This window comes from Sphingobium sp. TomTYG73 (assembly GCF_055394245.1).
The window spans coordinates 1,062,172-1,079,394 of sequence record NZ_AP027339.1 but is presented as its reverse complement, the minus strand read 5'-3'; the positions used below and the strand labels follow the sequence as shown (position 1 = coordinate 1,079,394).

At 59.6% G+C, this 17,223-nt stretch carries 16 protein-coding genes; 9 read left to right on the top strand and 7 right to left on the bottom strand.

The features are described 5' to 3' along the window. Positions 1–7: 7 nt before the first annotated feature. From ACZ5TH_RS05420 to ACZ5TH_RS05405, 4 genes are all read right to left on the bottom strand, one after another. Positions 8–1,267 (bottom strand): N-succinylarginine dihydrolase, encoded by a 1,260-nt coding sequence (locus ACZ5TH_RS05420; protein WP_464794877.1) that lies wholly within the window; start codon positions 1,265–1,267, stop codon positions 8–10. Then, positions 1,264–2,280 (bottom strand): arginine N-succinyltransferase, encoded by a 1,017-nt coding sequence (locus ACZ5TH_RS05415; RefSeq protein ID WP_464794876.1) that lies wholly within the window; start codon positions 2,278–2,280, stop codon positions 1,264–1,266. The genes ACZ5TH_RS05420 and ACZ5TH_RS05415 overlap by 4 nt, the downstream gene beginning before the upstream one ends. Next, positions 2,277–3,500 (bottom strand): hydrolase, encoded by a 1,224-nt coding sequence (locus tag ACZ5TH_RS05410; RefSeq protein WP_464794875.1) that lies wholly within the window; start codon positions 3,498–3,500, stop codon positions 2,277–2,279. The genes ACZ5TH_RS05415 and ACZ5TH_RS05410 overlap by 4 nt, the downstream gene beginning before the upstream one ends. A gap of 98 nt (positions 3,501–3,598) precedes the next feature. Then, positions 3,599–4,084 (bottom strand): RNA pyrophosphohydrolase, encoded by a 486-nt coding sequence (locus tag ACZ5TH_RS05405; protein WP_464792082.1) that lies wholly within the window; start codon positions 4,082–4,084, stop codon positions 3,599–3,601. A gap of 180 nt (positions 4,085–4,264) precedes the next feature. On the opposite strand from ACZ5TH_RS05405, the gene ACZ5TH_RS05400 reads away from it, so the two are divergent. Both ACZ5TH_RS05400 and ACZ5TH_RS05395 read left to right on the top strand, forming a co-directional pair. Continuing rightward, positions 4,265–5,641, top strand: coding sequence for a cryptochrome/photolyase family protein (locus ACZ5TH_RS05400; protein ID WP_464794874.1), 1,377 nt, complete (start codon positions 4,265–4,267; stop codon positions 5,639–5,641). 36 nt (positions 5,642–5,677) lie between these two features. Continuing rightward, positions 5,678–6,943, top strand: coding sequence for a class I SAM-dependent methyltransferase (locus ACZ5TH_RS05395; RefSeq protein WP_464794873.1), 1,266 nt, complete (start codon positions 5,678–5,680; stop codon positions 6,941–6,943). A gap of 2 nt (positions 6,944–6,945) precedes the next feature. On the opposite strand, the gene ACZ5TH_RS05390 is transcribed toward ACZ5TH_RS05395, so the two are convergent. Both ACZ5TH_RS05390 and purF read right to left on the bottom strand, forming a co-directional pair. Beyond that, complete coding sequence (locus ACZ5TH_RS05390; RefSeq protein ID WP_464772383.1) at positions 6,946–7,656, bottom strand: SDR family NAD(P)-dependent oxidoreductase; 711 nt, start codon at positions 7,654–7,656, stop codon at positions 6,946–6,948. A 98-nt stretch (positions 7,657–7,754) separates the two neighbouring features. Beyond that, positions 7,755–9,233: an amidophosphoribosyltransferase gene (gene purF, locus ACZ5TH_RS05385; RefSeq protein ID WP_449472500.1), complete on the bottom strand. Its 1,479-nt coding sequence runs from the start codon at positions 9,231–9,233 to the stop codon at positions 7,755–7,757. 183 nt (positions 9,234–9,416) lie between these two features. Here purF and ccmC point away from each other — a divergent pair, with 183 nt between their 5' ends. From ccmC to ACZ5TH_RS05350, 7 genes are all read left to right on the top strand, one after another. Then, positions 9,417–10,139: a heme ABC transporter permease CcmC gene (gene ccmC / locus ACZ5TH_RS05380; RefSeq protein WP_464794872.1), complete on the top strand. Its 723-nt coding sequence runs from the start codon at positions 9,417–9,419 to the stop codon at positions 10,137–10,139. Between the two features lie 132 nt (positions 10,140–10,271). Then, positions 10,272–10,718: a cytochrome c maturation protein CcmE gene (ccmE, locus tag ACZ5TH_RS05375; RefSeq protein ID WP_464794871.1), complete on the top strand. Its 447-nt coding sequence runs from the start codon at positions 10,272–10,274 to the stop codon at positions 10,716–10,718. Between the two features lie 46 nt (positions 10,719–10,764). Then, positions 10,765–12,696 carry a heme lyase CcmF/NrfE family subunit gene (locus ACZ5TH_RS05370; protein WP_464772381.1) on the top strand — a complete coding sequence of 644 codons (1,932 nt, stop codon included), beginning with the start codon at positions 10,765–10,767 and terminating at the stop codon, positions 12,694–12,696. Then, entirely contained in the window at positions 12,693–13,220 is a 528-nt protein-coding gene (locus ACZ5TH_RS05365; RefSeq protein ID WP_464794870.1) for a DsbE family thiol:disulfide interchange protein, read from the top strand. The genes ACZ5TH_RS05370 and ACZ5TH_RS05365 overlap by 4 nt, the downstream gene beginning before the upstream one ends. After that, complete coding sequence (locus tag ACZ5TH_RS05360) at positions 13,217–13,627, top strand: cytochrome c-type biogenesis protein (RefSeq protein WP_449472478.1); 411 nt, start codon at positions 13,217–13,219, stop codon at positions 13,625–13,627. Before ACZ5TH_RS05365 ends, ACZ5TH_RS05360 begins: the two co-directional genes overlap by 4 nt. Beyond that, entirely contained in the window at positions 13,624–14,268 is a 645-nt protein-coding gene (locus tag ACZ5TH_RS05355; protein WP_449472476.1) for a tetratricopeptide repeat protein, read from the top strand. Before ACZ5TH_RS05360 ends, ACZ5TH_RS05355 begins: the two co-directional genes overlap by 4 nt. A gap of 133 nt (positions 14,269–14,401) precedes the next feature. After that, a complete protein-coding gene (locus ACZ5TH_RS05350; protein ID WP_464794869.1) occupies positions 14,402–16,330 on the top strand; it encodes a potassium transporter Kup in 1,929 nt (642 codons plus the stop codon). Positions 16,331–16,377: 47 nt separating this feature from the next. On the opposite strand, the gene ACZ5TH_RS05345 is transcribed toward ACZ5TH_RS05350, so the two are convergent. Further along, positions 16,378–16,842 carry an Hsp20 family protein gene (locus tag ACZ5TH_RS05345; RefSeq protein WP_196226014.1) on the bottom strand — a complete coding sequence of 155 codons (465 nt, stop codon included), beginning with the start codon at positions 16,840–16,842 and terminating at the stop codon, positions 16,378–16,380. Positions 16,843–17,223 lie beyond the last annotated feature (381 nt).

Sequence of the window (17,223 nt, the reverse complement as noted above, 5' to 3'; positions counted from 1 at the left end):
ACTTGCTCTAGGGAATTAAGTCGCCCGAAAGCTGCAAATGGTCAACAAGCATTAACCACGATTGTTCGATCTGGGCGATCAGCCGGGTGTCGGCCAGATCGGCGGGCACGATCCGCTCAGGCCAATAGCGCTCGATTATACTGGCGATCTCATCCAGCTTCGTCTCGTTCACCAGGAACCGGGGATCGACATTGGCAGGATCAGCCACGACTCTCAGCCTCAGACAGGCCGGGCCACCGCCATTCGCCATGGATTGCCGCACATTCACGGTGATCAACTCGCGAATGGGGCCGTTGCCCGCGACCAGATTTTCCAGCCAGTTCCAGACACTCGCAACCCCCTTGGCCTCGGCAGGCAGGATCAGCGCCATGCGGCCATCCGGCAGTGTCACCAGTTGCGCATTGAACAGATAGCTTTGGATGGCGTCGGCCAGGCTGACGGCCTCCGCTGGCACCTCAATGATCTGGACGGCGGGCAACATGGCGCGCAGTTGTTCGTAGAAACGCGCCTTGTCGGCGAAGGCCTGCTCATGGGTGAAAAGCACGGTTTCGTTGGCAACGGCCACGACGTCATTGTGAAAGGCGCCAGCCGCTATCGCCTCCTCGGACTGCATGACGAACAATGTGCGTGCCGGATCAAGGCCATGGAGCCGCGCGACGGCTTTGCTGGCCTCCACATGCTGACGGGCGGGGTAGGGGCCGCCGGATTGGCCATAGACGAATATCTCGACGCCCCGATCCGCATGGCTGTCACACAGTCGCATGTGATTGGCCGCGCCTTCATCGCCATAGGGCGCGGGGATAGGGGGATGAATCGCAAAGGCATCCTTGTCGGAGAAGGCGACCTGCAACTGGGCCAGTGTCTGCTGCCACTCATGGCTTCGGTGCGGCATGGTGACGAGGTTAGCTATAGTCAGGTGCGTGCGTCCGTCGGCCGTATCGGGGCCGGGCGACACGGTCGCCGCGTTCGCCGCCCACATGGAGGACGCGGACATCGCCGCCGCCCGGATATGGGGCTCAGCCTCGCCGATATTTGTGCCCAAGGCGCTTAGCCATCGCCCGTCCGGCCGCCACTGGGGCAGGAATATACCCTGTACTAGTCCCAGGCGCAGGTTCGCGTGCATCTTCTCGATGCCTTCCAACGCCGCGGCCCGGGGATATGACGTCGTTCCCGCGCTTCCTGCCGATGCCAGGTTTCCCAGGCTAAGCCCCGCATAATTGTGGCTTGGCCCGATCAAGCCGTCGAAGTTGATTTCCCTGACCGTCATGCGCGGGACACCATCATGAACTGCTGCCCGGGTTCCAGTCCCAGCCGTTCGGCGCTTTGCCGATCAAGCGACAGGTTATCGCCGTCTTCCTTGACCATTGCATATGCGCAACGAAAATCCGCGCGTTCTCCGGTGGCCACCAGCTGTCTTTCTCCTCCACCGTCATGAACGGCGGACAGGATCACATCCTGCGCATGGGATATGGTTTGCAGTGCGTCTATCTGTCCCACCATCGTCGGGCCGCCGTCGAATATGTCGATATATCCCGGATTCGTAAAACCCTCCGTCTCCAGCATCCGCATGGCAGCGCGGCCATTGGGATGGGGCAGGCCGATCACCGCTTTTGCGCTGTCGCTCAGCATCGCTGTGTAGATGGGTGTCTTGGGCATCAGGTCCGCGATGAACTGATTGCCATGGATCGCATTGAATTCATCCGCTTCCTGAAAGGTCATGCCGAAGAAGCGCCCCGCAAGCCCATCCCAGAAAGGCGAGCCTCCTGCCTCATCGATCACGCCGCGCAGCTCGGCTATCACCCGGTCTCCGAAGCGTTCGCGATGACTGCGGATATAGAGATAACGGCTGCGGGCGAGCAGCAGGCCCAGGCCCTCAGCACGCTCTCGTGGATGCAGAAAGAGGCCGCCGACCTCCGTCGAGCCTTCCAGATCAGTGACGAGCGACAGCATCTCCGCCCGGAATGTGCGGGACAATTCCCGGCTATGCTGGGTCAGGACGCCCAGGCGATAGGAATAGAAGGGCCAGCTTTGCCCTACCTTGCTGAAAATCTGACAAGTACCACGAACTTGTCCCGTGGTGCAGTTTTCAAGCACCATCAGGATAAGCTCATCCTCCACCCCTCCACTCTCCCGAGCGAGCGCCATCTCGGTCCGGACCAGCTTCTGCTCCAGCGCCCTCCGGTCAGCAGGCAGGTTGGTAAATCCGCCCCCCGTTATTTTCGCTAATTCATACAGGGTTTGCAGATCATCCGCCCGCGCAGTCCGCATGACAAAGCTCAAACTATCTTCTCCTGTGGAAATTTGCCCTCCGCAATCCGCAGCAGGGTGAGCGCGGAAAGTTGCGCGCGTTCGGCAAGGCTTTCGACGATCAAATATTCCTCGTCACTATGAATGGCACCGCCCCGAACGCCCATCGTGTCCACCACAGGCACGCCGCACGCCGCAATGTTGTTGCCATCACAAACGCCTCCTGTGTCCCGCCAATTCACGGCCAAGCCCAGCTCGGCGCCACATTTCCTGACCAACTGGAAGAGGGCAGCAGCTTTTCCGTCGAGAGGTTTAGGCGGACGGCCGAAGCCCCCGTGAACTTTCAAGCTCACATCATGATCGCGAGCAACGTCGCGTATGGAATTACTGATGAGCCGCTTTGCGCTCTCCTCAGCCTCCGCAGTCTGGGGTCGGAAATTCACCCGCAGGATCGCTCGGTCGGGCACAACGTTATTGGGGGAGCCTCCATCTATCCGCGCGGGATTGCAGGTAAAGCCAGCGCCGCTCCCCGCTTTAAGTTTGAGGGCGAGATCGGCTGCTGCGAGCAGAGCGTTGCGGCCCTCTTCCGGGTTGCGCCCGGCGTGGGCGCTCCGGCCACTGACTATGAAGGAGAAATTCCCGCTACCCGGTCGCGCACCCGCGAACGTGCCATCGGGAAGCGCCGGTTCATAGGTCAGCGCTGCAACTTTCCCCTTCGCGGCTATCATGAGAAGGTCTGCCGAAGAAGGACTGCCAACTTCCTCATCGCTGTTTATGACGACGTCATAACCGATCCGGGTGGCGGCCGATGCCCCCTCGAACGCTCCGAGTGCCGATAGCATGACGGCGAGGCCGCCTTTCATATCGGCTACGCCGGGACCATTCAGACTGCCGGGATCGGTCCATCGAAGCGACTGGAATCCATGATCCGCCGGAAAGACCGTGTCCATATGTCCGGTCAGGAGCAGCCTGATAGCAGCGTCGGGTCGCACGGAAAGCAGCACATGCTGCCCATGTTCGACCAGTTGAACGCGCCCTTCGGAATCAACGGCATCCACTTTCGCGCCTTCGATCAGGCGAATGTCGCCGGGTAGCGTGGAGAATGCATCTGCCAGCATCGAAGCAGTCGTCGCCACACCGGGAAGGTTGCGCGATCCGCTATTAATAGCCGCCCATTTCTGAACCTGATCCAGCATCGGGGCGGCTGCGGCGCGATCCAGTATTTCGCGGTCTGACGACGAAAGGCCGTTCATGCGCTGGAGCTTATCAGACGAAGTTGATAGCCTCCAGCCTTGCGATACCGCTATTTATTCCCGATCGCGCTAGCGGGCCGAAAGGATCAGTGATCCGGTCAGATGAGAGCCTTGAATTCCTGCAAAATGTCCCGGTACAGCTTCCGCTTGAACGGAACGATCACGTCAGGAAGGGCTTCCGGCTCGATCCATTTCCACTCTGAGAATTCGGCATCATCAGTAGCGATGTTGATATCCTCGTCGCTGCCGAGGAAGCGCGCGAGGAACCATATCTGGCGCTGACCGCGATATTTGCCGCCCCATAGCTTTCCGACAAGCTCAGGCGGCAAGTCGTAAAAATGTTCGTCCCGCGCCTTCGCGATGATCTCTACATGATGCTGCCCGATGCCGGTTTCCTCGCCCAGTTCGCGCAGGGCGGCAGTCCTTTCCTCCTCCCCATGATCGATTCCACCCTGAGGCATTTGCCAAGCTTCCACTTGGCTATCGATCCGCTGGCCGACAAAGACCTTGCCATCCATGCTAACGAGCATCACGCCGACGCAGGGCCGATACGCGAGTTCCGAATCATTTGGCGCCGATGCCATGATGTCCCCTGATCATTGTCCTGGCCGCAAGCCATTGGCCCGCTTTGTGCAGTGCAATGATAAAGGGCGAAGCAGCGGCCGTCCATGCGCTAAAACGCCCAGCACCATATCCGGACAGCTTTTCGCGTCGAAATGGGAGAGGGGATTGGAAGCTCGGCCTGGCAATGGCAAAGCTGGCTAATGTCCAATCCCGTGATCCTTTGGTTTCGCCAAGACCTCCGCTTATCTGATCAAGCAGCTCTGGCGGCGGCAGTGAAGGAAGGGCCGGTGATCCCGGTCTATATCCTGGACGATACATCCCCAAAGCAATGGAAGATGGGCAGCGCGCAGCGATGGTGGCTTCATCACAGCCTGAAATCCCTGGACGACCGCCTTCGTCGCAAAGGGTCTCGCCTCATCCTGCGCAAAGGGGAGAGCGCCGAGCAGCTAGAGAGGCTCGCCCGTGAAACCGGTGCCAAGCAAGTGCATGCACTTGCTCATTATGAGCCATGGTGGCGGAATGCCGAAAGGGCAGCAGCGAAGGAGATCGATCTTCAGCTTCATGACGGTATGCTGTTGTTGCCGCCGGGGAGTGTCCGCACGTCGGGCGGCAATCTTTATCAGATATACACGCCGTTCGCCCGGGCAATGATGCTTCACATGCCACCGGCCGAACCTGTCGCGACCCCGTCGAGGATCGACGCGCCAGCAAAATGGCCCGCGAGCGATTCGCTCGACGATTGGGAACTATGCCCTCGTCATCCCGACTGGGCAGCAGCTTTTGCCGAGGACTGGTCGCCTGGTGAAGCTGGAGCACGCCAACGCGTCGCCTCCTTTCTCGAAGAGGCGGATAATTATGATGTGGCGCGTAACCTTCCATCCGTGGAAGGAACTTCGCGGCTTTCTCCTCATCTCCATTTCGGCGAAGTCTCTCCCGCCTATGTCTGGCATCGGGTGAGCGAGGCGGCGGCAGATGCGGCCACCTTTCTTAAGGAACTGATCTGGCGGGACTATGCGCATACGCAGATTTGGGCATTGCCGACCTATGGGTCACAAAACGCCCGCTCCGATTTCGATCGGTTTGCTTGGCGCAGCTTGCGCGAAGCAGTCGATGATTTTGCCGCCTGGAAAACAGGACGAACGGGCTACCCGATAGTGGATGCCGGTATGCGCCAGCTTTGGACGACCGGATGGATGCACAACCGGGTTCGCATGATCGCCGCGAGCTTCCTCATCAAACATCTTCTGATAGATTGGCGACACGGGGCGCAATGGTTCTGGGACACATTGGTGGACGCGGATTACGCCAACAATAGCGTGAATTGGCAATGGGTGGCGGGCAGTGGCGTTGACGCAAACCTGTTTTCCCGGATCATGGCACCGCTAACCCAGTCTCCAAAATTCGAAGCGGGTGATTATATCAGGCAATGGGTGCCCGAATTGGCTCATCTCGATGACACGGCGATTCACGATCCTGAAGCCTATGATGCACGACCGGCCTCATATCCTGCCAAGCGCGTTGGTCATCGCGAGGCACGCGAACGCGCGCTTGCAACCTACCGACAAAGCAGGGCCTAAGGACGGACGCATGGACGAGGGAACAGGGGTGAAGGGATGAACGCGATCGATCCCGGGCATGGCAGACGAGCGCCGACCGTGCGGCGCCTGGACGGGGAAAATACGCGCGGATGGGCGTCGCGCTTGGTCGCCCCTCACTTCCACCGTTTGCTGGACCATATCGATTCGGGCCTTCTGAAAGGAAGGCTTGAGGCCACGCTGCCGGATGGAACCGCGAGAATATTGGGGGGGCGTGGAACGGGGCCGGTCTGCGAAGTCCGGCTGGTCCGCTGGCGCGCTTTGTTGCGGCTGGTCGTCGGGGGATCGGCTGGATGGTATCGGGCATGGGCTGCTGGTGAATGGAGTAGTCCGGACCCGGTCCCCTTGTTCGAGTTGTTCATGGCGAACGCCGCGACACTGGGTAATGTGGCTCGCCCAAATGGCCCGGCCCGATGGATTGCCCGGTTCGGGCATTGGGTGCGTCGCAACGACCGGAAGGGGTCACGTCGTAACATCGCCTATCATTATGATCTTGGAAACGACTTCTACCGCCTATGGCTGGACCGGGACATGCATTATTCCAGTGCTTTGTTCCGTGATCCCGATGACCGGATCGAGAGCCTTGAACGAGCGCAACAACGCAAGGTGGACGCCATCCTCGACCGGCTCGACCTCAAGGAAGGCAGCGCACTGCTTGAGATAGGCTGCGGGTGGGGAGGTTTGGCTGAGCAGGCGCTGCAACGTTGCGCCATCCGCTATTACGGACTGACCCTGTCGACCGAGCAGGCCGACTATGCGCGAGATCGGCTTGGTGCTGGCGCAAGCATCCTGCTGACGGATTATCGGGACGCTCAAGGACAGTATGACGCGATCGCAAGCGTCGAAATGGTCGAAGCGGTGGGGCAGGAATATTGGCCCGCTTATGTCGCTGCCATAGAGCGGCTGCTGAAACCCGGCGGGAAGGCGGCAATCCAATATATCCTCATCGACGACGCCATATTCGAGAAATATGCGCGGAGCGCCGATTTCATCCAGACTTACATTTTCCCCGGCGGAATGCTGCTGTCCGAAAGCCGCTTCAGGGCTTTGGCGGAAGCCAATGGGCTGGAATGGAGGGAGGTACGCCATTTTGGCGTCCACTATGCAGAAACTCTTCGGCGCTGGCGGGAAAGGTTCGACCGAGCCGTCGACCGCGGTCTTTTACCTCCCAGCTTCGACCAGCATTTCGTCGCGCTCTGGCGCTATTATCTGATGTATTGCGAAGGCGGCTTTCGCGGCGGCACGATCGATGTCGCTCAGGTAACGCTGGTCAAGCCGGGCTAAGATCAATCCAAACGCTGGTGATAGCCGTTTGGCCGATCCGAAAGGACGAGATCAGCTATGGCTTGGCCCACGACCTCGGGGTCTTTCACCGTCGCGGGATCTTCTCCCGGATAGGCTCTGGCGCGCATCGCCGTCCGGGTCGCGCCCGGGTCAACGATATGAGTGCGTATGGCCGAGATATTTTTCACTTCCTCGCCATACGTGCTTACGAGCGTTTCGAGCGCTGCCTTCGACGCGCCATAGGCACCCCAATAAGCGCGCGGCGCGGTAGCGACCGATGATGTGATAGCAATGACGCGCGCGTCGGAACTTGCGCGGAGCATTCTGTCGAAAGCTGCGATCAAAGCCTGTGGTGCTGCTATGTTCAGCGTCAGCAGTCGAGCGAATTCCTTCACGTCGATCGCGGGCACTGCAGCCAGGCTGCCGAGGGTCGCTGCGTTCAGAACTAGAATATCCAGCGCCTCCCACCGGCCCGAAACCGCCTGAGCAAGCCGCCCGATGCTTTCGCCATCGACAAGGTCGAGCGGCGCTATGGTGGCGCTGCCTCCGGCGCCGTGGATATATTCTTCTACCTCCTCAAGACCACCGGCAGTTCTGGCTGTCAGAATGACATGAGCACCAGCAGCGCCAAGTGCCTTGGCAGTGGCGGCGCCGATACCACGGCTCGCGCCGGTCACCAGGGCAAGCTTACCGGAAAGAGGAAGAGTGGACATGAAGCATCCTGTTCGCCCTTACGGATGGATAGGGCCGGTTTAGTGGAAAAGGTAGTGGCTGCCCATGACCGGGCAGCCATTCAGAAATGACCTATCGATCAGACGACCCGTTCAGCGAGCAATTCAAGCTGGTTCTTCACCACGACGTCGTCCTGATCGGTGAGCGTGGTCGGATAGTCGCCGGTAAAGCAGGCGTCGCAATATTGAGGGCGGATGTCGGCCCGTTTCGTTTCGCCCAGCGCCTTGTAGAGGCCGTCGATCGAAATGAAGGAAAGGCTGTCGGCATGGATGAAGTCCTGCATGCCGCCAATGTCCAGGCGATGAGCCAGCAACTTCGTGCGTTCCGGCGTATCGACGCCGTAGAAGCAGCTATGTTTTGTTGGCGGGCTGGCAATGCGCATATGCACTTCCTTGGCGCCTGCCTCGCGCATCATTTGCACGATTTTGAGGCTGGTCGTTCCCCGCACGATCGAATCATCGATAAGAACGACGCGCTTCCCGGCGATTAGGGCGCGATTGGCATTATGCTTGAGCTTGACGCCAAGGTGGCGGACCTTGTCGCCTGGCTGGATGAAGGTCCGTCCGATATAGTGGGAACGGATGATGCCCAGTTCGAAGGGAAGCCCTGACTGCTGGGCATAGCCGATGGCTGCAGGCACGCCGCTGTCGGGAACGGGAATAACCAGGTCGGCATCGACAGGATTTTCGATTGCCAATTGAGCGCCGATCGCCTTGCGAACCGAATAGACGCTTGAACCATCCACGATCGAATCGGGGCGGCTGAAATAGACATGTTCGAAAATGCAGGGGCGCGGATGCACATCGCCGAAGGGGCGATGGCTGCGCATCTCCCCATCATGAGTGACGATGACTAGCTCACCCGGATCGATGGAGCGAATATGGTCGGCGCCTACTACGTCAAAGGCGACGGTTTCCGACGCGAAAATGGTGGCGTCGCCCAATTTCCCCATGACCAGCGGCCGGATGCCCAGCGGGTCGCGGCACGCGATCATGCCCTCGGGTGTAGTCACGATCAGCGAATAGGCGCCCTCGATCTGCTTGAGCGCATCGATGAACTTGTCGAGCAGAGTCCGATAGGTCGAAGTCGCGACCAGATGGATTATCACTTCGGTGTCGGAGGTCGACTGAAAGATTGAGCCGCGACGAATCAGCTCGCGGCGGAGCTTCATCGCATTGGAGATATTGCCGTTATGCGCGATGGCGAAGCCGCCGGAGTTAAGCTCGGCATAGAGGGGCTGTACGTTGCGGAGGGACGTTTCGCCCGTGGTCGAGTAACGGACGTGCCCGGATGCCGTGTGGCCCGGCAGGCCGCGAATCACTTCATCGCGGTCGAAATTGCCCGCCACATGCCCCATGGCGCGGTGGGTATGGAAATCGTGACCGTCCCAGCTGGTGATGCCGGCGGCCTCCTGTCCACGGTGTTGAAGCGCATGAAGGCCAAGCGCGACGATCGCCGAAGCGGTCTCGGCTTGAATGACGCCGAAAATGCCGCATTCTTCACGCAGCTTGTCGTCGTCGAACGGGTTTGTCGTAAACATGGGTGCGAGCGGATCCATAGCCGATGCTGTGCGCCTAAAAATGGCTGCTGCGCGCGCATATAGTGGTTCGATCCTGATTTGTCGCCTGTCTGAAACAAAAAAGGCTGTTTGGGCGGCCGTGGCAGCGACATTATGTACTGTGCGTAACAGAAAAAGGGCCACTGGCTTTGCGCGTTCGGCGCAGCTAAAGAGCCTGTCCAAATGCATCGCTTCGCCAATCCTGCCCGTTTCCTGAAGATCGCTCGGCCGCTGACCACTTGGCTGTTCTGGCCAGGTTTCGTTCTGCTTCTGGTGGGTGCGGGCTGCGGGCTGTTCATCACCCCGGCTGACTATCTCCAGGGCGAGACGGTTCGCATACTCTATATCCATGTGCCCGCGGCATGGCTTGGAATGGCCGGATGGACAGGAATTGCGGTGGCGGCGCTGATGCAGTTGGTCTGGCGGCATCCGCTGGCCGCTGTTGCTGGACGAGCGATTGCGGTCCCAGGCGCGCTGTTTACGGCTATTTGCCTTGCGACAGGGTCCATTTGGGGACGCCCCACCTGGGGGACATGGTGGGAGTGGGACGGGCGGATGACGTCCATGCTCGTGCTCCTTTTCCTTTATCTTGGATATATAGCGCTGGCGAATGCCAGTGCGCGTCAGGAACAGGGCGGCGTCAGCGCAGCTACAGCCATTTTCGGCTTGGTAGGCGCGGTCAATATACCGATCATAAATCGCTCCGTCGTGTGGTGGAACAGTCTCCATCAGGGACCTAGCATCACGATGCGCGGGTCGAGTATCGACACCTCGATTCTCTGGCCGCTGGGGCTTACCCTTATCGGTTTTTCCCTTTTGTTCGGGGCGATCGTGTTGATGCGGATGCGCACGATATTGGCGCGCAACAAGGTGGAAGCGCGCATGCAGCGGCTGGCGCGGGGATAATGGCATGAACCAATGGGCTTTCGTCGTCGGCGCTTATGTGCTGACCTTTTCGGGCACCTTGGCCCTCTGCCTTGCATGCTGGCGCTCCATGCGTGATGCAGAGTCGGCTGCACAAAGATTGTCAGACCGGCCATGAAAGCGAAGCATCAGCGCCTCATTCTAGCGATCGTCGCATTGTTCGCCTTGATCGGTGCGGGTTTGCTCGCGGCATCGGCATTGCGTGACGAAGCCGCCTATTTCTATGCGCCCGCCGACGTTCGCGCCAAAGGGGTCGAACCGGGCAAGTCCATTCGTCTGGGCGGCATGGTGGTGAAAGGCAGTCTCAAGCGAGCCGCCGACGGCGTGACCATGCATTTTGACGTGACCGACGGAAAAGCGACCGTTCCTGCTGTTTTCAGGGGCATAGCTCCCGATTTGTTCAAGGAAGGATCGGGCGTGGTTGCGGAAGGATCGTTCGATGGCACGGGCACTTTTATCGCCACCAACCTGCTGGCCAAGCATGATGAACGGTACATGCCTCGGGAACTCGAAGGCATTCAGTATAATGAGACGACCCACGAGATGAAGGCAGGCCAGTGAACGTTGTTAGGGTGGCCATAGGGCGGGAACGAGCGGAGAAGGCGGCATGATCGCCGAAGCGGGCTTGGCCGCGCTATGGCTTGCGGCGGCGCTGGCGTTTCTACAACTGAGCCTGGTGGCTTTCGGGCTGGCGGGAAAAAAGAGCGAATTGCTACAGGCTGTCCGACCAGTAGCCGTCGCCCAAGGCGCTCTCACCGCCATTGCCTTTGTGGCGCTGATAACGCTTTTCATGCGATCGGACATGTCGGTGCTATTGGTCGCCACCAACAGCCATTCCATGAAGCCGTGGCTTTACAAGTTCGCGGGAACTTGGGGCAACCATGAAGGCTCTATGCTGCTCTGGGTAACGGTCATGGGCGTCGCGGGGTCTGCCGTTGCCCTGTTTGAACGGGCGCTACGGCGGGACACGCATATGGCGACGCTGGGCGGTCAAGCGGCTATCAGTCTGGGGTTTTATGCCTTCCTGCTCTTCGCATCCAACCCCTTCGCGCGGATCACTCCTCCCGCAGCGGATGGTCAAGGACTCAATCCTCTGTTGCAGGATCCCGGCCTCGCGTTCCATCCGCCGACCCTTTATCTTGGATATGTCGGCCTCTCCGTCGCCTTCTCCTTTGCCATTGGCGCGCTGCTGACGCGGCGGGTTGATGCAGATTTCGCTAAGGCGATGCGTCCTTGGGTGCTGGCAGCATGGATACTTCTGACTCTCGGAATCACGGCTGGCAGCTACTGGGCCTATTATGAGCTGGGCTGGGGAGGCTGGTGGTTCTGGGATCCGGTGGAAAACGCTTCGTTGATGCCTTGGCTCGCGGCCACGGCCTTGCTGCACAGCGTGACCGTGCTCGCTACGCGCGATGCGTTACGGGCCTGGACAGTGATGCTGGCCGTCATCGCTTTTTCGATGTCGATGGTTGGGACCTTCCTGGTCCGCTCGGGCATATTGACGAGTGTCCACGCCTTCGCCGTTGACCCGGAACGAGGCAGCTTCATCCTGATCCTCCTGGGCCTTTATATCGGAGGCGCGCTGGCTTTGTTCGGATGGCGGGTCGGGGCGGTTCGTGAAGGCGCGCCGTTCGAGCTTGTCAGCCGCGAAACCATGCTGGTGATCAACAATCTGCTGCTGACGGTGATACTGGGCCTGGTGCTGATCGGCACCCTCTATCCGCTGCTGACCGAGGCGTTCGGGCATAAGGTATCGGTTGGTGCTCCTTATTTCGACAGGATAGCTGGCCCGATTGCGCTCATCCTGATGATCGTCATGGTGGCGGGACCATTGACCCGCTGGCGCCGGGACAAGCTGGCAGAGGTTGCCGGGCGCATGATGATTCCGGCAGTCATCGCCTTGATCGCTCTTGCCGTCATGGCAATGCTCGCCTGGGGACGGATTGGCGTGCTGCCGTTCCTTGGGCTGGTCATCGCCTTGGCCGTTGCAGCGGGCAGCGTCGCCCCGTTGTGGAAGCGCAACTTGCGCCGTACGCCGCTGTTTACCTGGGGCATGGTCATCGCTCACCTCGGATGCGCTGTCAGCCTCGCGGGCATGGCTTGCGATTCTGCGTTTACCGTTGAAAAGCTGGCGGCCGTCCGCCCCGGCGACGTCGTCGAAGCTGCCGATTGGAAACTCCGCCTGGTGCAGATTTCGCCGATCGCCGGAGACAATTGGACAGCCTTACAGGCTGACATGGAGGCGAGCCGGGGGAATGAGGCACCGGTTGCCCTGCATCCACAATCTCGTTTCTTCCCTTCTCCCCCCACGACCACCACTGAAGCGGCCCTGCTGACCCGCTGGAACGGCCAGCTTTATGTGGTGCTCGGCCAAGAGGCGACCGAGGGACGTTGGCAACTTCGGGTCTGGTGGAAGCCCTTTGTCACGCTGATCTGGTTTGGCGGCGGGCTGATTGCCCTTGGTGGCGCATTGGCATTGGTAGGGCGCGAGCGCCGAGGATGGCTTCTTAAATGGCGCAGCAGGACGCTTGCGACATGAAGAAGCTCTTGATTTGGCTACCTCTTGTGTTCTTTGCGGGTTTCTTCATCCTGTTTGCGAGCGGCTTGCTTAAGCCGGACGACCGGGTCATCACCTCCAAGCTCGTCGGCAAGACATTGCCCGAATTCACCTTGCCAGCAGCGGCCAGCGATCGCCCCGCCTTGGCCAGCGCGGAACTGGCAACGGGCAAGCCCCGGCTGTTGAACATCTTCGCCAGTTGGTGCGTGCCGTGCGCTGCGGAAGCTCCGCAGCTTATGGCGCTGAAGCGAGCAGGTGTGGAAATTGACGGGGTCGCGATCCGTGATGCCCGGTCTGATGTCGACCGCTTCCTTCAGCGCTATGGCAATCCATACAGTCGTATCGGCCTTGATGCGCGCAGCAGCGTGCAGATCGCGATTGGCTCCTCCGGCGTGCCGGAAAGCTTCATCATCGATGGAAAGGGGCGCATCGCCTACCAGCATGTCGGTGACATAAGGGCGGATGACATCCCGATGATTCTCCAGCGTTTGGAGGCTGCGCGATGAAATGGCTGCTGACATTGCTTGCATTGCTGATGAGTTCGCCAGTGCTGGCGCAGTCGGCGCTTCCTCCGGCTCCCTATGCAGACCGGCAAATCGATGATCCAGCGCTCGAACGGAAGGCGAAGGCGCTGATGGAGACGATTCGCTGCCTCACTTGCCAGAGCCAATCTATCGCTGACAGCAACGCCAGTCTGGCAGGTGATATGCGTTCCCAGATCAGGGAGCGGATCATGGCGGGGGAACAACCCGAGCATATCCGGAGCTGGCTCATTGAACGCTATGGCGATTGGGTAAGTTATGAGCCTACGGCGGACCCGGTTCTTTGGCCGCTTTGGGGGGCGCCATTATTGCTGATCGGCCTTGGGTTGTTGCTTGCGCGCGGACGGATCAAGCGGGGGGGACCGCGATGACAGGATGGGTCATAGCAGCTGCGTTAGCTATTTGCCTGATGGCGCTTCTGGTAGCCGTTGGACGCATTCCGCGCGTTTCATGGGAGCTGACGGCTGCCGCTCTGCTACTCGGCCTTGCCGGTTATGCGTGGCAAGGAAATCCTGGCTTGGCGGGAGCGCCCAGAAATGCTGCTGCTTCAACCGGCAAGCAGTTTGATGAACAAGTCGCCCAACTGCGCCGCGGCATGGCGGAACGCTATGGTCCGGCAGGGCAATGGTTGATGCTCTCAGACGGCCTTGGCAGGCAGGGCAAGACGAAGGAATCGGCGAACGTGTTGCTCGCCGGGATCAAACAATCGCCGGGTGATCCCAACCTGTGGTTGGGTCTGGGCAACGCGCTTGTGGCACATGCGGGAGGCGTGGTGTCGCCGAGCGCTGACTTTGCTTACCGGCGCGCCATGTCGCTTGACCCACAAGCGCCTGCTCCGCCCTATTTCTACGGCCTGGCTCTCGTTCGAGCGGGCCAGTTGCAGGCCGCCCGCGATCTTTGGGCGCCTTTGGCTGCAAGGGCGCCTGAAGGCTCGAAAATCAAGGCGGAACTGGAGCTTAACATTGAGCGTATCGACGCGATGCTGGCTGACAGCGCGCCTGCGGTTCAATGACATGGCTCGTCAATTGCGCTGCTCAGGGAGGCGTGATAGGGCGCGCGCCATCCTTGTGAGTTAAGCGGGATTGTCCCCGTGCGCATGCCTTGGCTTGAGTGTCGTATGATCATGACCATCTGGCGTTTCCTTCATGGCTGATCAATTGGCGAGCGCCGTCGCGAATGCGCAGGACGACGAGTCCGAAGGACATAGCCACGCGGGCCAGAAAGCGACGGCCAAGCTTGTCGTCGGGGCGATTGGCATCGTGTTCGGCGACATCGGCACCAGTCCGCTCTACGCTTTTCGTGAAACTTTCGCGGGCCATCATCATCTGGCACTCGATCCCGATCACATTCTTGGCGTTATCAGCCTGATGTTCTGGTCGATGATGCTGGTCGTGACGCTGAAATATGTCTCGATCATCATGCGCGCCGACAACAAGGGCGAGGGAGGCAGCTTAGCGCTACTCGCGCTGATCAACGGGCAAACGAAGACTCAGCGATGGTCGCGCGGTATCGTTCTTTTGGGGGTGTTCGCGACGTCACTCTTCTATGGCGATTCCATGATCACCCCCGCGGTGTCAGTGTTGTCGGCGGTGGAAGGCCTCGCCGTTTATAACTCTGAACTGGCGCCCGCGATTCTACCTGCCGCAGTGATCATATTGGTGTGCCTGTTTTGGATTCAGGGCTTTGGGACCAATCGCGTCGCTGCCCTATTCGGCCCCATCATGCTGGTGTATTTCGTCACGATCGCGGCCCTGGGCATCATCAGCATAATCGAGACGCCTGGCATTCTCCTAGCGTTCAATCCCTATTGGGCGTTCATGTTCTTCATGACCGATCCGTTGCCGGCCTTCCTCGCCTTGGGCGCGGTCGTCCTTGCGGTGACCGGGGCGGAAGCGCTGTATGCCGATATGGGTCATTTCGGGCGCAGCCCGATCCGCGTGTCCTGGCTTTGCTTCGTCCTGCCGGCATTGATGATGAACTATATGGGGCAGGGGGCTCTGCTGTTCCGCGAAGGCGCGGCTGCGCTCCACAGCCCCTTCTATCATCTGGCACCCCAATGGGCGCAGTTGCCTCTGATCGGCCTCGCGACTCTGGCAGCGATAATCGCCAGCCAGGCAGTCATTTCCGGCGCCTTTTCAGTGACGCAGCAGGCGATCCAACTGGGCTTCATGCCCCGCTTGCGGATCGCGCATACCAGTGCCTCGACTGCGGGGCAGATATATATCCCCCTTATCAATTGGGGATTGATGGTGATGGTCATCCTGCTGGTACTGGTGTTCCAGACATCATCCAATCTGACTGCCGCCTATGGCATCGCCGTCACCGGAGCGATGTTCATCGACAATCTGCTGCTGACCGTGCTGCTGTACAGGCTGTGGAAGTGGCGCTGGTATTATTCCGCACCCTTGCTTGCGGTATTCTTCATTGTGGACGGCGCATATCTCGCGGCCAATTTTACCAAGGTGCCGGATGGCGGCTGGTTCCCGCTGCTGATCGGGTTCGTCGTATTCACGCTGCTGACCACATGGTCGCGGGGGCGTCGGTTGGTACAGGATCGCTTGCGCGAAGGCGCAATGCCGATCCCTGTGTTCGTGGCCTCGGCCGCCAACAGCGCTGTGCGCGTTCCTGGGACGGCCGTGTTCATGACGTCCACGCCAAACGGCGTTCCCCATGCCTTGCTTCACAACCTGAAACACAACAAGGTGTTGCATGAGCGGGTCATCCTGTTGACGGTGAAGATCAAGGACGTTCCAGTCGTTGAGGATGATGGCCGATGCAGGCTGGAGGATCTCGGGAAGGGGTTCTTCCGCCTTGTTCTGGAATATGGGTTCATGCAGGAACCGGACGTTCCAGCGGCCCTTAAGAATGTCACCGGATGTGGTCAGGCATTTAGGATGATGGAGACCAGTTTCTTCCTGGCACGCCAGACCCTGTTGCCGTCTGCCAATCCAGGAATGCCGTTGTGGCGAGAAAAAATCTTCGCCTGGATGCTGCGGAACGCGGAAAGCGCGATGGAGTTCTTCCGCCTGCCCACCAACCGCGTGGTCGAACTGGGTAGCCAGGTAGAGATTTGAGATGCAAAAAGGGCGCGACCTTCAGGCCGCGCCCCATGACCATCCGATCAGGCTGCGTCGCGATCCTTGTTGATATCGACCAGCTGCCCGCCATTCACAGCGATCTTCTTTGGCTTCATCGCTTCAGGAATTTCGCGGACGAGTTCGATCGTCAGCAGGCCGTCCGCAAGATCGGCTTTTTCCACCCGCACGAAGTCGGCCAGCTCGAAACGCCGCTCGAAACTGCGATTGGCGATGCCGACATGCAGGAATTTGGAGCGATCAGAGTTCGGGCTATCTTCCTTGCGTCCGACAACCTGCAACAGATTTTGTTGAGCAGTGATGTCGATCTCGTCAGGCCGAAAGCCCGCCACCGCAAGCGTAACTCGATATCGGTCCTCCGAAAGACGCTCGATATTGAAAGGGGGATAGTTGTCGCCCTGCTGCAGGCGGGCATTGTTTTCGATCAGATCGAAAAGTCGGTCAAAACCCACGGTGGAGCGGCGATAGGGGGTAAGGTCAAAACCACGCATGTCATAATCTCCATCAGAGCAAAATGATCATACCGGACCCATGCTGGCGTCCGGCGATACGATGCGCGACCCCATCAGGCGGCCGTGCGTCGTTGATATGGTTGAACGAAATCGGGTTTCAAGAGGCCTGTGTCGGCCGGAATCAAAAGTGCCCGGATCGTGTTTCCACGATCCGGGCACTAATGGACGATTGCTCGTCTCCCCCTTGGTCTGCCTCAACCACTTCTCAGCCCCCTAAGCTTGAAGCGGGAAGCAGTATCCCTGAACCACGGCCATTAACCTGTGCTTCGATGACTTTGCTATGGCTCCGAAGGCCCGCTGTCACGGGCTATTTCCGTACGGGAAGATTTTAGCTTCACGCCTGTGGCTGAGGTGCAACAA